At 58.4% G+C, this 14,368-nt stretch carries 10 protein-coding genes; 6 read left to right on the plus strand and 4 right to left on the minus strand.

Features of this window, described 5'->3' with window-relative positions:
• Positions 1-244: 244 nt before the first annotated feature.
• Positions 245-1,690, minus strand: a complete 1,446-nt coding sequence (locus ABD837_RS03220) for an amidohydrolase family protein (RefSeq protein WP_345050205.1) — start codon at positions 1,688-1,690, stop codon at positions 245-247.
• Between the two features lie 219 nt (positions 1,691-1,909).
• Between ABD837_RS03220 and ABD837_RS03225 the strand changes: the two genes are divergently transcribed.
• Positions 1,910-4,513 (plus strand): bifunctional UDP-N-acetylmuramoyl-tripeptide:D-alanyl-D-alanine ligase/alanine racemase, encoded by a 2,604-nt coding sequence (locus tag ABD837_RS03225; protein ID WP_345050206.1) that lies wholly within the window; start codon positions 1,910-1,912, stop codon positions 4,511-4,513.
• A gap of 276 nt (positions 4,514-4,789) precedes the next feature.
• A complete protein-coding gene (locus ABD837_RS03230; protein ID WP_345050209.1) occupies positions 4,790-6,193 on the plus strand; it encodes an alpha/beta hydrolase family protein in 1,404 nt (467 codons plus the stop codon).
• A gap of 469 nt (positions 6,194-6,662) precedes the next feature.
• Here ABD837_RS03230 and ABD837_RS03235 read toward each other — a convergent pair whose 3' ends face one another.
• Entirely contained in the window at positions 6,663-7,565 is a 903-nt protein-coding gene (locus ABD837_RS03235; protein ID WP_345050211.1) for a carboxypeptidase-like regulatory domain-containing protein, read from the minus strand.
• Between the two features lie 280 nt (positions 7,566-7,845).
• Here ABD837_RS03235 and ABD837_RS03240 point away from each other — a divergent pair, with 280 nt between their 5' ends.
• Together ABD837_RS03240 and ABD837_RS03245 are read left to right on the plus strand one after the other, a co-directional pair.
• Positions 7,846-8,463 (plus strand): OmpA family protein, encoded by a 618-nt coding sequence (locus ABD837_RS03240; protein ID WP_345050212.1) that lies wholly within the window; start codon positions 7,846-7,848, stop codon positions 8,461-8,463.
• Between the two features lie 217 nt (positions 8,464-8,680).
• Positions 8,681-10,078, plus strand: a complete 1,398-nt coding sequence (locus tag ABD837_RS03245; protein WP_345050215.1) for an alpha/beta hydrolase family protein — start codon at positions 8,681-8,683, stop codon at positions 10,076-10,078.
• A 234-nt stretch (positions 10,079-10,312) separates the two neighbouring features.
• Here ABD837_RS03245 and ABD837_RS03250 read toward each other — a convergent pair whose 3' ends face one another.
• Positions 10,313-11,167, minus strand: a complete 855-nt coding sequence (locus ABD837_RS03250; RefSeq protein ID WP_345050218.1) for a carboxypeptidase-like regulatory domain-containing protein — start codon at positions 11,165-11,167, stop codon at positions 10,313-10,315.
• A 269-nt stretch (positions 11,168-11,436) separates the two neighbouring features.
• Here ABD837_RS03250 and ABD837_RS03255 point away from each other — a divergent pair, with 269 nt between their 5' ends.
• Together ABD837_RS03255 and feoB are read left to right on the plus strand one after the other, a co-directional pair.
• Positions 11,437-11,706 carry a FeoA family protein gene (locus ABD837_RS03255; RefSeq protein WP_345050220.1) on the plus strand — a complete coding sequence of 90 codons (270 nt, stop codon included), beginning with the start codon at positions 11,437-11,439 and terminating at the stop codon, positions 11,704-11,706.
• Between the two features lie 3 nt (positions 11,707-11,709).
• The gene (gene feoB / locus ABD837_RS03260) at positions 11,710-13,866 is read left to right on the plus strand and encodes a ferrous iron transport protein B (protein WP_345050222.1); all 2,157 of its coding nucleotides are present in this window, start codon (positions 11,710-11,712) and stop codon (positions 13,864-13,866) included.
• Here feoB and ABD837_RS03265 read toward each other — a convergent pair.
• Positions 13,863-14,261 (minus strand): YybH family protein, encoded by a 399-nt coding sequence (locus tag ABD837_RS03265; RefSeq protein WP_345050224.1) that lies wholly within the window; start codon positions 14,259-14,261, stop codon positions 13,863-13,865. The genes feoB and ABD837_RS03265 overlap by 4 nt on opposite strands.
• Between the last annotated feature and the right edge of the window lie 107 nt (positions 14,262-14,368).

Genomic DNA, 14,368 nt, shown 5'->3' on the forward strand with positions numbered 1-14,368 from the left:
CACGCTTAAAATACAGCGATTCTGTGTGTCCCGCACCTATAGCAGCGTCGTAGGCATTTGTGTTTTGGTGCGAAGCGCAGTAAGCAATTCTACAGCAACCCGCTCACTCCTAATAATTCGTTTTGCAGGATTAGGAAGACAGGTGGTTGGAAACGTTCCAACAGCACAGTACCGCCCGCAGAACCGTGTGCTGTCACAGTAGCGGCGCATTTCAACCATTGGCTCAGAGAAATCTTTGCTGACTTTACCGATTCCGAATCGCGCGTAGCAGGTTTTGCAGTGATGCTGCCGGGTAGGCTTTGCCGCGCGAAATCACCGTGTCGATGCTCTTAACGTTGGCAATGTTCTCGAGCGGGTTGCCGGTGAGCAGCAGCAGGTCGGCATCCTTGCCGGGCGCGATGGCAGCAGTATGGTCGGCCACGCCCATAAACTCAGCCCCGTTGATAGTGGCCGTCTGCAGCGCCTGCAGCGGCGTAAGGCCTGCCCGTACCAACAGAATCAGTTCTTCCTGCAGCGACGCCCCAGGGTATATAAAGGAGTTAAACGGACCACTATCAGACCCTGCCAGTATGCGCACCCCGGCGGCCTGCATGGGCGCAATCATGCTCGAAAACCGGTTCTCGAGTTGGCGGCTGAGCGCCTGAGCCGTCGGCGACTGCTGCCGGGCACCCGCCAGCCGGCGCTGGTAGGTCGCCTTAATTTTGGGGTCGATGTAAGCCAGCAGCGAGTCGCGGGCGTGGTCGTTGGTGGGCAGGCCCGCCAATGTCTGGCCGATGAAGAGGGTAGGTACCGCTGCGGTCTGCCGCTTGGCCATGAGGGCGAAAATGCGGGCTGCCGCCACCGGGCTGTACGTTGCATTCACCGCCGGCAGCGTGGCAAACAGGCCCAGCGGCTTGGCCGTGCTCTGGCTGGCCCGCACCAGCGCCGTGAGGCTGTCTTCCTTGCTCGAGCAAGCTTTGAGCACGTAATAGAGGTGCTCGGTCGCATCAAGCCCCCGGCCAATGGCTTCGGCCAGCGTCACGGTGTACGGCATGTGGCCGGTGGTTTTCAGGCCACGGCGCTGGGCCTGCCTGATGGTTTCGAGATACGCGCGGCCCGAAATTTTGCTGTCGTAAATTTTCACGTAATCCACCTTCAGCTTTTGCAGCGAGTCGAGCGCGTGCCGAATCTGGGCCGAGGTTTCCACTTCCAGCGAGCCCGGCCAGGTAGCTTCAGGTCCGTCTATTTTCGGCCCCGAAGTAAAAATGCGCGGGCCGGGCAACAAGCCTGCCTCCATTTCGCGCCGCCATTCAAAAATGCGTGGGGTAAGGTCGCCCCCTGCGTCGCGCACCGTGGTAATGCCATGGGCCAGGTACAGCGTCAGGCTTTTTTTATTGGCCGCGGCCAGGCTGTCGCCGCCCCGGAAGTGCACGTGCATGTCCCACAGGCCCGGAATGAGGTAGCGGCCGTTGCCGTTCACGTACTGCTTGGCAGCGTAGCTGTCTTTGTCGGCCTGCTGCACCTCCACGATTTTGCCCTTGGCAATGGCTACTACCTGGTTGGGCGTGAGGTGGCCCGTGCGCACGTCCACCAGCGTCACGTGGTTGATGACCACGTCAAAAATTTCCAGCTTGGTAGGCCGGGGCTTGCGGGCGCAGGTGGTGAGTAGCCCGGCCAGGCTCAGGCCAAAAAGAAGGCGAAACAATTTCATGCAGCGGCAGCGAAAGCGGGCGAGTCCGACAAAGTTAACCCAAGAGCCGTCCGCGAAATTCAGCCCATTCTTTCGCCCGGTTTCTATTTCCGAATGTGGGTCATGTAATGCAGCTGCAACAGCGACTCGCGACGAAGCCCCTATGCCTGCCGCTGGTATACGCAGCCGAACACAGGCCGAACGAGGAGGGCCACATTTTTGCCGGACCTTTGCAGCACCATGCCGTTCCCTTCGTTCCTCGCACTGCCGGCCCTGCTGGGTGGCCACCTGCTGCAAGCCCCCGCCGATGCCACCGCCGAAGCCCGCCACTTTCTGCTCGACAGCCGCCGGGTGGGCGTGCCTGCCGGCGCGGTATTCTTTGCCCTGCGTGGCCCCAGCCACAACGGCCACCGCTACCTGCCCGAACTCTACGCCCAGGGCGTGCGCCAGTTCGTGGTCGAAGAGGAAGCCACCCTACCCGGCGGCATAGCTGCTTACCCTGGCGCTGGCCTGCTGGCCGTGCCCAGCCCGCTGGCTGCGCTGCAGGCATTAGCAGGTGCCCACCGCGCCGAATTCACCGGTCCGGTGCTGGCCATCACCGGCTCCAACGGCAAAACCATTGTGAAGGAATGGCTGGCCCAACTGCTGAGCCCCGACGAGGACATCTGCCGTTCGCCGCGCTCCTACAACTCGCAGGTGGGTGTTCCCCTCAGCGTATGGGAACTGAATCCGGCCCGCCACACGCTGGGTATTTTCGAAGCCGGTATTTCAGAAGTGGGGGAGATGGCCCGGCTGGCTACTATTATCCAGCCTACTGAGGGGCTCTTTACCAATCTTGGCACCGCCCACGATGCCGGTTTTGCTTCGCAAGGGCAGAAGCTGCACGAAAAGCTGCAGCTCTTTACCGGCCCCCAGCTCCAACGCCTGTTCTACTGCGCCGACCAGCCATTGGTGCGCGCCGCCGTAACCCAATTGAAACTGCCCGGCTTCAGCTGGACCCGCCAGCCTGGTCAATCAGCCGACCTCTACTTCACTGCCGAGCCCGCTGCCGCTGGCTCAAGCCACGTGCGCGCCGAGTACCCGGCCACAGGGCTTACGGCCGATTTCATGCTGCCCTTCGCCGACGAACCGTCGCTCGAAAATGCGTTGCATTGCCTGGCCGTTCTACTGCACCGCCAAGTCGAGCCTACCGAAGTGCAACGGCGGCTGTTGCGCCTGCACCCGGTGGCCATGCGGCTCGAAATGAAGCCGGGTCGCCACGGCTCCTACCTGCTCGACGATACCTATAACAACGACCTCGCTGGCCTGGCGCTGGCGCTCAATGCCCTGGCTCGGCAGAGCCGCCCCGGTCGTCGTACCCTCATCCTCAGCGATGTTCTTGAGTCAGGCCTCAGCCGCACCGAGCTCTACGCCCGGGTGGCCGCCTTGCTGCCTGCTGCTGGCGTAACCCGGGTTGTTGGTATTGGGGAGGAGATTTCAGGAGAATTAAGAATGAAGAATGAAGAATTAGGAATTGAGTCCGGCCTAGTACCAGACATTGGGAGCCCCCAATTCCTCATCCCTCATTCCTCATTCCTCATTCAGACCTACCCCAGCACCGAAGCCTTTCTGGCCCAACTCAGCCCCGCCGATTTCGCCCAGGAAACCATTCTGATTAAAGGTGCCCGGCGCTTTGGCTTCGAGCGCATTGTGGCGGCGCTAGAGGCCCAGCAGCACGGCACCGTACTCGAGGTCAACCTCGACGCCCTCGGCCACAACCTGCAGCACTACCGCCGCCAGCTGCGCCCTGGCACCCGGCTGATGGTAATGGTAAAAGCTTTTGCCTATGGCGCGGGCTCCTACGAAGTGGCCAGCCTGCTCGAATTCCAGCGGGCCGATTACCTAGCCGTAGCCTATGCCGACGAAGGCATCGCCCTGCGCGAGGCCGGCATCAGCCTGCCCATCATGGTGATGAACGCCGCCCCCGATTCGTTCGACCTGTTGCGCCGCTACCGTTTGGAACCCGAAATCTATTCCTTCGAGCTGTTGGATGAATACCTGGCCACCTTCGCCAACTCAGCTGACACCACTTCCCAGTCTCCGCTCTCAGTTCCTGGAATTCATCTTAAGCTCGATACCGGTATGCGCCGGCTTGGCTTCGACGAAGCCGACCTGCCGGCCCTGCTGGCGCGCCTGCGTACCGACGCTGTCCTTCTGCCCGTGGCCAGCCTGATGACCCACCTGGCAGCTGCCGATGAGCCCGGCCACGACGATTTCACCCAAACCCAGCTCGCCGTATTCCGCCGCATGGCTGCCGCTATTGAGACCGTTTTGGGTCATTCGGTTCTGAAGCACGCCCTGAATTCGGCCGGCATTCTGCGTTTTCCCGAGGCCCAGTTCGATATGGTGCGCTTGGGCATTGGCCTCTACGGCGTCGACGCCAGCAACACCGCCGACCCGGCCGCCCTGCGGCCCGTCAGCCAGTTGCGCACCACCATTTCGCAGATTAAAACCTTGCCGGCCGGCCACACCGTCGGCTACGGCCGGCGCGGCCTCGCCACTAGCAGCGAGCGCCGCATCGCCACGCTGGCCATTGGCTACGCCGACGGCTACGACCGGCGCTTCGGCAACGGTGTGGGCACGGTGCTCATTCACGGCCAGCCAGCCCCGTTGGTGGGCTCGGTGTGCATGGATATGTGCATGGTCGATGTGACGGAAATCTCACTGGCCCGGGCCGGCGATGTGGCCCTGCTATTTGGCGAGGGCTTGCCGCTGCCCCCGCTGGCTGCCCGCATCGGCACCATTGCCTACGAGCTGCTCACCAATGTAAGTGAGCGAGTGAAGCGAGTGTTTGTGAGCGAATAAACCCAGACGAAGGCAGGCATTGCCAAGGCTTACGAATGGAAAATATTTCTTCATGCAGGTCGGTGACTTCAGCCTCCATTTCTGCTTTTCAGGCTGGCATTAGCGAGGTTTTATCTGCTGTGCAGCCGTGTTTTTTTTTAATTTTGTCGGTACGCCTAATGTTGGCAAGGTATTTATTTTGCTACTTTACAGTTGGCTTAGCCCGTCCCAATTAGTAGGGGGCCTGTGCGAGAGCCTTTGTATCTCTTTTCTTATATGAAAATCAATAATTTACGCATGCCTCGTTTGCTGATTACCTGCGGCTTGCTGCTGGCATTGGCTTTGTCCGGTCGCGCTGGTATCGCGTTGGCTGCTACGGTAAGTAACGACGCCGACCCTCCCGCACTCGACGGCCTTTGGAAAGGCCCGCTGAAAGTGCCCGGCGGCCAACTAGAAGTCATCTTTCGCCTCATGAAGCTGACCGATGGCTACTTCTGCACCCTTGATGTGCCCCTCCAGAAGGTGAGCCGCATGAGTGTGAAGGCCGACGTGAAAGGCGATTCCATTCGCCTCTTCGCCGAAGAGGCTGCCAGCCGCTTCATCGGCCGCATTATGCCGGGAGGTAAAGAAATGGTTGGTTTCTGGCAGGCCCCGGGCTACAAAACGCCCATGACCTTGACCTTTAGCGCCCAGCCGGCCTTCAATGCCAAAAACGTGCGCCTTACCCCACCTTACCGTGAGGAGGAAGCTACCTTCAGTAACTTGGTTGTCAATGCTCGCCTTAACGGCATGCTCACCATTCCGGCTGGCCAGGGCCCTTTTCCAGCGGTAGTGCTGCTGAGCGACAGCGGCCCGCACGACCGCGATGGCACCGTAGGCGATTTTGCCCCCCTGGGCCAGCTCGCCGACTACCTCACCCGCCGCGGCGTTGCCGTGCTGCGTTTCGACGACCGCGGCGTGGGCAAGTCCGGTGGCACGCCCGCAACTACTACTGCCGACTTGGTGAGCGATGCCCAGGCAGGCCTAAATTACCTGCGCACCCGCCCCGAAATCGACCTTTCGCACCTTGGCCTCATCGGTCACGGCGAGGGCGGTAACGTGGCTCTGCTGGCCGCCGCGCAGCCCCTGCCGCCGGCCTTCGTGATTACGCTGGCTGCCTACGGCCTGCCGGGCCGCGATATTGTGGTGCAGCAGCAGGCCACTACCCTGCGCACCCTCGGCACCGAGAATGCGCAGATTGAGGCCGCTACCAAGCGCCAGTTGGCCATGCTCGAAATCATTCGCCAGACCACCGACAACTCACAGGCCCAGGCCATTGTGGCTAACATGCTGAAGCAGAACAACGCCGCCATCGACAACGCCACGGCCCAGGCCAGCGCCACCGAGATGACCTCGCCGCACTACCGCTACTTCTTGGCCTTCAACCCCATCGAGAAGCTGCCCGCCGTAGCCTGCCCCGTGCTGCTCCTCAACGGTACCTCCGACCTTACCGTGAATGCCGATGCTAACCTTGGTGCACTTGAAAAAGGCTTGAAGGTGAGCAAGAAAACAGTGGTTGTGCACAAGATGCCCGGCGTAAACCACCTCTTTCAGCCGGAGCAAACGAAATGGCCCATTATCAACGGCCAGCAGCAGCCGAACTTCTCGCCCGAGTCAGAGGAAATCATTCGCGAGTGGATTATCGCTCAAGCCAAAAAGTAGGTTTAGCTTCGCCTAAGCATTGAAGTGCTGAATTACAAAAGGCCCTGCTGTAAAGCAGGGCCTTTTGTTTACTGTGTATTGTAGCCACCAGTTAGGGGCTGCACAGCCAGGCTTCTAGTCATGCAAACGCATCAGACACGTTCCTGGAGCCCCGTAGCCGGGCCCTGCTCAGAGGAGTTGCTTAACTGGTACACCAAAGCCATTTCGGAATCAGTGGATGTAGGGGTAGGGCTTGCCCCCGCCCGGACGTTGATGCCCGTTGCCCGATTCCGTTCAACGACGGGCGGAGGCAAGCCCTACCGGGTACGACCCCGCCCCTACATCGTTCCGCCTGTACACTGGCCACGGAGCCGCGATAGTGTACCCGGCCTGTATGTGCATTGATTGTATAGCATTACGAAGACAGATTACACAAAAAAGCCCCGTCAGGAGGACCTGCGGGGCTTTTCGGGCGGCAAATGCTGCGCGCTTACTTGTACATGTCTACTTCAGCCTTAATCATGGCGTTGTAGCGGCGGCCAGAGCTGTTGGCCAGCGTGAGCAGGTTCCAGCCCTTACCGATGGTGTAGCTCCACGTGCGGCTCTCTTTGAACTCGAACGTGGGGCGCATAATCTGGCCGTAGGGCGTGTAGTTGTCCATGAAGTTGGTAGTGTAGAACTTGTCGCCGCCCACAATCCATTCCATGGCCACAAAGAAGCCTTCTTCAGGGGCTTTGATGTTGTAGGTGCTCAGGTCAATGGTGTACCACTCGCCGCCGCGTGAAGCCGATACCACTACGTTTTCCGTCAGCAGGTCGGTGTTGGGGGCGTTGTAGTTGCCGTCGGCCTTGTAGATGCGCACGCGAAAAGGCTCGCGGGGGAAGCCGTTCTCACCGATGTAGAACGACACCGTGCGCACGTTGCCAAGCTTTTTCTGCTTTTCATTCTTCACGAAGAAAGCGTACTGGCTGCCCGGCAGGCCTTGAATCATGCCTTCGCCCGGGTTGTTGGAGTTTGAACCGAGTTCCAGATTTTTAATCTTGTCCTTGCTTCTAACTTCTACGGTACCGAGTTCTATGAATCGCTTGTTCAGTTCGACAATGAGGTCTTCGGTGCTGCCACGCTTAATGAAGATGGACGCGCGGTCATAGCCCAGCGTCATCACGATGAGCGAGTCCTGGCTAGTTTTTTCCAGGCCAGCCAGCTGAAAGTAGCCATACTCGTTGGTGAGGGCACCTGTCCCTTCTTCACGGAGTGAAATGGAAGCAAATGGAACCGGGTCTTTGGTTTTGGCATCCACGACGCGGCCGGTAATGCGGTTCTCCTGCGCCCAGCTCAGTGCCGGAAGCAGCAGCAGAACCCATAAAGCGAGAAAAGGTATGCGTTTCATCATCGCCAAGAATAATTATAATGGATGTAGTCTGGCAAATTTACAAATTCTGCACCACATATGGTAGTAGTGGCAGCACAGAAGTAGAGAAAGGACGAATGGTAGAATAAACTTTTTTGGGCTCTAAACAGCCCTAAATGGCGTTTGTCGCTTTGGGAAAGGCTTTTGGTGGGTTAGCAGAATTGTTTTATTTGATTCTGCGTGGTGATAAAATTAACTCATTAAGCGGCAATTCCGTATCGGAAGCCAAATAATTTCTTTCACATTTTGTTGCCCACTCTCCATGATGAAGTTCATCCTGCCCGGCTTAGCCGCCACTTTGCTGCTGGCTAGCTGCGAAACCAAACACTCTGAAACCAAAGACCAGCTCGCTGAAGCGGGCCAGGACACGGCCGTAATGACCCGCGATGGCCAGACCGCCAGCCAGATGGCCGGCGACGCCAGTGCCTCGGCTGCCAATGCCTGGGACATGACCAAGGCCAAGCTGGCCGATATGAAATTCAAGGAAGTGACTACGACCGGTGTAACGGTACGCGGCGACAGCACCTACAGTGTGTATAGCGTGGACGAGACCGTGCTTTTCGACACCGAGAAGGCCGAAATTAAGCCCAGTGCTGCTGCCTCCCTGCAGCAGATAACCGCTTCAATCGGCCAGCGCTACGCTACGCAGCAAGTGCGCGTAATGGGATTCGCCGACTCGCGCGGCGACAAAAGCTACAACCGCGAACTAAGCGAGAAGCGCGCCGAAGCGGTGAAAAGCTACTTGGTTGGTGATGGTAAAATTGACGCCGCGCGAGTGAGCGTCGAGCCGATGGGCGAAACCCAGCCGGTAGCATCTAACGCTACGGCCGCCGGCCGCCAGGAAAACCGCCGCGTCGAAATAGCAGTGCGCACCCGCTAGCCCGGAACATCCCGTTTGTCATGCTAAAGGCCCGCCCTGTTTCAGGGCGGGCCTTTAGCATATAATAGCTACTATAATTACATGCTATGGCTGAGCTTTTTCGCGGTCTGCATGGTAAGGATTTCGGTACTCAGCCGGCTTTTCCGTACCTTGCAACTGCCCTAGTCGGCACTAGTAATTTATGAGAAAAAAATACATAACACTGTTACTTTCATTGTTGGCAGGTGCTGCTTTTCAGGCGGAGGCGCAAGCCCCGGCTGTTGCTGCCCCACCATTGCCATTGGGCGGCATCTGGAAAGGCAAGCTAACGATGTTGGGTGGACATTTGGACCTGACTATCAGCATTGTACCGTTGGCGGGCGGTAAGTTTTTTGCGGCTCTCGACGTGCCAGCTCAAAAGGTTGCCCGCATGATGACGGAAATGACCGTTCGCGACGACTCGGTGCTGTTCTTCATGCCCGGTGCTGGCAGCCGGTATGCCGCCCGCTATGTGGCCGCTAAACGCCAGCTCGAAGGCACCTGGATACAGTCGGGCGTGAAGTCTCCGTTGGAGCTGCGTTATTCGCCCATGCCCACGCTTGGCAGTGGCACAGCAACCCGTCTGGCGCCTCCCTATCACGAAGAAGAAGTCACCTTTAGCAACCCGGTCTCGCGTATGAATCTGGGCGGCACGTTCACAGTGCCGCCAGGCAAAGGGCCTTTTCCGGCTGTTGTGCTCGTGAGCGACCTTGGCGCGCAGGACCGTGACGGTACGATTGGCAACTTCCGCCTGCTGGGCACACTCGCCGATTACCTTACCCGCCGCGGCATTGCTGTGCTGCGCTACGACGACCGTGGCGTTGGCAAGTCGGGCGGCAGTTCATCACTGGCCACCACGGCAATGCTCGTGAGCGACGTGCAAGCCGGGATGAATTTTCTGCGCTCGCGCATCGAAGTAAACATCGGCCGCATTGGAGTAATTGGCCACGGCGAAGGAGCGGATATTGCGCTGTTGGCTGCTGGCCAGCCGTTGCCACCCGCATTCGTTGTATCGATGGCTGGCTATGGCCTTACGGGCGAGCAAACTCTGCTCCAGCAGCACGTCGCCCAGCTGAAAGCCCAAAAGCTCGACCCTGTGACCGTGCAGGTGGGCTACGAGCGCCAGAAGACGATGTATGAAATCATTCGGCAGAGCACGCCCTCACAAGCGTTGTCCATCGTCAGCAACATGATGCGGCAAGACCAGCCCGAACTAACGCCCGAAGCCGCGCAGAAGGCGGCAGCCGAGCAACTTACTCCCTGGCGGCGCTACTTCCTCACCTTCGACCCCGTAGCCGAGCTCGACCAGGTGAAATGCCCGGTGCTGTTGCTCAGTGGCACCGACGATTCTGAAGCGCCTGCCGACCTGCATCTGGTGGCCTTGGAAAAGGAGTTGCGTAGCATCAGCCACAGCACAGTAGTTCGGCGCCTGCCCGGAGCCAACCACCTGTTTCAGCCCCCTAAAACCGAGTGGGTGTTGATAAACGGCGAGATGCAGCCCGTCCTGGCTCCGGTAGCAGCCGATGCCATTCGGGAGTTCATCGAGGGGCTGGGACCGAAAAAGCCCGCAAACCCTGCTGAAGCTAAAGTGAAATAGCGCGCAGCACTTGCGTTAAGTACTCAAGCAAAAGCAACCGTCATGCAGAGCGCAGCGAAGCATCTCGCTCGCATGGTCAAACGATTGATTTACTGCAGCACGCGAAATGCTTCGCTGCGCTCTGCATGACGTGCTTGTACTCGTTTACTTTTGAACGAGTACTTAAATAAAAAAGGCCTTGCTTGTAGCAAGGCCTTTTTTGTGGGTGTTCATTCGGCTATGCAGCCGGGAGCACTACTTAATCATGTCTACTTCGGCCCGAATCATGGCGTTGTAGCGCAGGCCCTGGCCGTTAGAAGCCGTAATGAGGCTCCAGCCCTTGCCCATGGTGTAGTTCCAGGTGCGGCTTTCTTTGAACTCGTACGTGGGGCGCATAATCTGGCCGTAGGGCGTGTAGTCGTCCATAAAATTCGTCGTGAAGAATTTGTCGCCGCTCACTACCCATTCCATGGCCACAAAGAAGCCTTCTTCGGGCGCAATAATGTTGTAAGGCGTCAAATCGACCGTGTACCATTGGCCACCCTGTGGAGCCGATACCACTACGTTTTCCAGCAGAAGGTCGGTGTTGGGAGCGTTGTAGTTGCCATCGGCCTTGTAGAGACGCACGCGGAAAGGCTCGCGGGGGAAGCCGTTCTCACCGATGTAGAACGACACCGTGCGCACATTGCCGAGGCGCTTTTTCTTCTCGTTTTTCACGAAGAAAGCGTACTGGCTGCCCGGCAGGCCCTGAATCATGCCCTCACCTGGGTCGTCGGAGCGCGACCCCAGGCCCAGGTTTTTCACCTTGCCGGCCTTCACGGTTACATTGCCAAGGGCTACGGCGCGCTTAGGCAATTCGATGGTGAGGCTGGCTACAGATACGCCGCGCTTCACCAGTACGGCGCGGCGGCCGTAGCCCAGCGCGACGACTACCAAGGAGTCGGCGGTGTTCTGTGAGGGTGCAGGCACCACGAACTGGCCATGCTCATTGCTGAGGGCACCAATTTGTTCGTTTTTAAGCCCAATGGATGTAAAGGGCAGCGGCTCTTTGGTATCCTTATCCACAATTACCCCCTTTATCTCCGCCTTCTGAGCGTTAGCGACGGGCACAATGGCAGATAAGAATAGTGCTATAGAAAGTAGTCTTGCGTACATAGTTTATCGAGTAGTTCGAACAAAATTACAAATCAAGGGCTGAAAGTTAGCCGTTTTTTTTGCCACAACCAAGTAAGTATCGTTTTAGGATTCTACAAAGATGGGTGAATTGCTTGAAATCGAATTATTAGGGGATAAAAAAAATTGCAGAGCCGGTAACAAATTGCCTGTGTACCTTTGTTTGTATTGTTTCTAAATAAGCTTTTCGCGTTTTCCCAGTGGCTTTGTTTCGACGTTCCCCCTCTTCTACTGCAATTGGTTCTGCACGGCGCAGCGTGCGCGACCTGCGGGTGGGCGAAACCGGCACCGTCTGCTGCCTCGAAGACCCTGAGATGGCGCTCAAGCTATTGGAGATGGGTTGCGTGCCCGGTGTGCAGGTGCGCCTGAGTGGCCGCGCGCCCCTTGGCGACCCGCTGATGCTGGTGCTCGGCGACCAGGAATACACCCTGTCGGTGCGGGCCAGCGAGGCCGCCACCATTTTACTAAAAGAGTAGCGCATGGCGGCAATCGCAGGCACTCCGGCTCCCGCAAAGGTCGCCGGCCTTCCGGCCGACGTGCGGCCCCTGCGCATTGCCCTCATTGGCAACCCCAACAGCGGTAAAACCTCGCTCTTCAACCAACTTACGGGCCTGAACCAGAAGGTGGGCAACTTCCCGGGTGTGACGGTGGACCGCAAAACCGGCGTAGCGCAGCTCACTGCCACCCAGCGGGCTGAGATTATTGACTTGCCGGGCACGTACTCGCTCTATCCCAAGAGCCTGGATGAGAAAGTAATTACCGATTTACTGTACGATAAAGCCGCCGATAACTACCCCGATTTTGTGGTGGTGACGGTGGATGCCAACAACCTGCGCCGCAGCTTGCTGCTATTTACGCAGCTCGGCGACCTGGGCCTGCCGGCGGTGCTGGCCCTAAACATGATGGACGTGGCCGAGCGTCACGGCGTGAACATTGATTTGCCAGCGCTGGAGCGCGAGCTGGGCGTGCCCATTATTCCGATGAATGCCCGGAAGGGGATTGGCGTAGCGGCCCTGAAGATTGTGATGGCGCAGCGGCTGGATGCGCCGCCGGTGCGCTTTTGGGAGCCCGATGAAAAGCTGCTGCCGCTGGTGCGCCAGATTCGCTACTACTTCGACCTGCACAACGACTACCTGGCGCTGCACTATGCCCAGCAGTACCGTCAGATTGGGTTTTTGACGGCGGAAGAGAAGACCCACATTCAGGAACTGACGCAGCAGGTGGGGTTCGATGCCACTGCGACACAGGCAGCCGAGACCATTGGCCGCTACGGACGCATCAACGAGATTCTGCTTGAAACGGTGACGGTGGTGCGCACCGAAAAACGCGAGCCTATAAGCAACCGGATTGACAAGGTGCTGACCCACCGGGTGGGCGGCTACCTGATTTTTCTAAGCATTCTGTTCCTGCTGTTTCAGGCCATTTTTGCCTGGGCGCAGTACCCGATGGACTGGATTGACCAGGGCATTTCGGGCCTGAGTGCCGTTATTCAGGCCAACTTCTCGGGGCCGTTGGTGCGGCTGCTTACCGAGGGGGTGCTGGCCGGTTTGGGGGGCGTGCTGGTGTTTATTCCACAGATTGCGTTGCTGTTTGGCTTTCTGGCGGTGTTGGAAGAAACGGGCTATATGGCCCGGGTCACCTTTCTGATGGACAAGCTGATGCGGCCGTTCGGGCTGAGCGGCAAGAGCGTGGTGCCCCTTATTTCGGGGCTAGCCTGCGCGGTGCCGGCCATCATGGGCGCGCGGGTAATTGAGAGCTGGAAGGACCGGATGATTACGATTTTCGTGACGCCGCTGATGTCCTGCTCGGCGCGTATTCCGGTGTACACAGTACTAGTAGCGCTGGTAGTGCCCGACCGAGCCGCCTGGGGCATTTTCAACCTGCGCGGCGTGGCGCTGATGTCGTTGTACCTGCTGGGGCTTTTCTCGGCGCTGGGCTCGGCCTGGGCATTGAAGAAGCTGCTGAAGGCGCGGGAGCGGAGTTACTTCATCATGGAGTTTCCGGTGTACCAATGGCCTCGCTGGAAGAACGTGGGCCTCACCATCTATCAAAAGGTGAAGGCATTTGTGCTACAGGCGGGCCGGGTAATTATCGCCATTTCGGTGCTGCTGTGGGTACTGGCCAGCTATGGCCCGGGCCGGCAGCAGGAAGCCGCCGAAGCGCAGGTGCGGCAAGCTGCTGCCGCCCGTGGCTGGGACGCGGCTGAAACCAGCCGGCAGGTGGCATCGGCCAGACTGGAGAATTCCTATGCTGGCAAATTCGGCCATGTGCTGGAACCGGCCATCCGCCCGTTGGGATACAATTGGAAAATCGGCATTGCGTTGCTCACGTCGTTTGCGGCGCGGGAGGTGTTCGTAGGCACTATTTCGACCATTTATAGCGTGGGCCAGGATGCCGACATGGGCACGCTGCAACAGAAGCTCCGCGCTGAAAAGGACGCCAGCGGGCAGCCGTTCTTCACGCCGGCGCGGGCGTTTTCGCTGCTCGTATTTTACGTGTTTGCCATGCAATGCATGAGCACGCTGGCCGTGACCTACCGCGAAACCAAGAACTGGAAATGGCCGCTGGCGCAGTTGGTGTACATGACCGGGCTGGCCTACGTCGCGGCTTTTGTCGTGTACCAGGTACTGGCCTAAGCAGTGGGCGCGGGCAGGCTGCTGTTCCAAATGTCTTGGTGCAGCTTCCACTGGCCGTGCTGCTGCTTCCACACCACGAGGTACTTGCCTTGGTCTATGGGTTGGTCGTTGGAGCCCAGCAGCGCATAGTGGCCCAGCTCGATGGCGGTATCGGCCATTTCTTCAACATCCTGGGTATGCAACTGCACGTGCTTGATGCCCATGGCCATGGCGCCTTCCCAAAATGCCTGAATGCCCGCCGCGCCTTGGATTGCCTCCATGCCCGTTGGCAGCAACACCCCATTGGGCGTGTAGAGGCCTGCTATGGCAGCGGCATCGCTCCGCTCGAAGCTGGATTCAAAGATGTCGTTGGCCCGCCGGATTTCGGCGGCTACAGGAGTGGATGTAGCAATCATAAGGGTTGTTTTTTAGATTGTTTATACAATATATAGATTTTAAATTGAATTATTATGCTCTGGCTGATTGAATAGATGTTGATAGTGAGCTGCCCCAACACCGTTTT

The sequence above is a fragment of the Hymenobacter glaciei genome, from assembly GCF_039539585.1.
Taxonomy (GTDB): Bacteria; Bacteroidota; Bacteroidia; order Cytophagales; family Hymenobacteraceae; genus Hymenobacter; species Hymenobacter glaciei.

What these genes read in the sequence shown, in the direction of transcription:
- ABD837_RS03225 (WP_345050206.1), top strand. Translation starts at nt 1,910, where the DNA reads ATGCCGTTCCCTTCGTTCCTCGCACTGCCGGCCCTGCTGGGTGGCCAC.
- ABD837_RS03240 (WP_345050212.1), top strand. Translation starts at nt 7,846, where the DNA reads ATGATGAAGTTCATCCTGCCCGGCTTAGCCGCCACTTTGCTGCTGGCT.
- ABD837_RS03220 (WP_345050205.1), bottom strand. Translation starts at nt 1,690, where the DNA reads ATGAAATTGTTTCGCCTTCTTTTTGGCCTGAGCCTGGCCGGGCTACTC.
- feoB (WP_345050222.1), top strand. Translation starts at nt 11,710, where the DNA reads ATGGCGGCAATCGCAGGCACTCCGGCTCCCGCAAAGGTCGCCGGCCTT.
- ABD837_RS03265 (WP_345050224.1), bottom strand. Translation starts at nt 14,261, where the DNA reads ATGATTGCTACATCCACTCCTGTAGCCGCCGAAATCCGGCGGGCCAAC.
- ABD837_RS03230 (WP_345050209.1), top strand. Translation starts at nt 4,790, where the DNA reads ATGCCTCGTTTGCTGATTACCTGCGGCTTGCTGCTGGCATTGGCTTTG.
- ABD837_RS03235 (WP_345050211.1), bottom strand. Translation starts at nt 7,565, where the DNA reads ATGATGAAACGCATACCTTTTCTCGCTTTATGGGTTCTGCTGCTGCTT.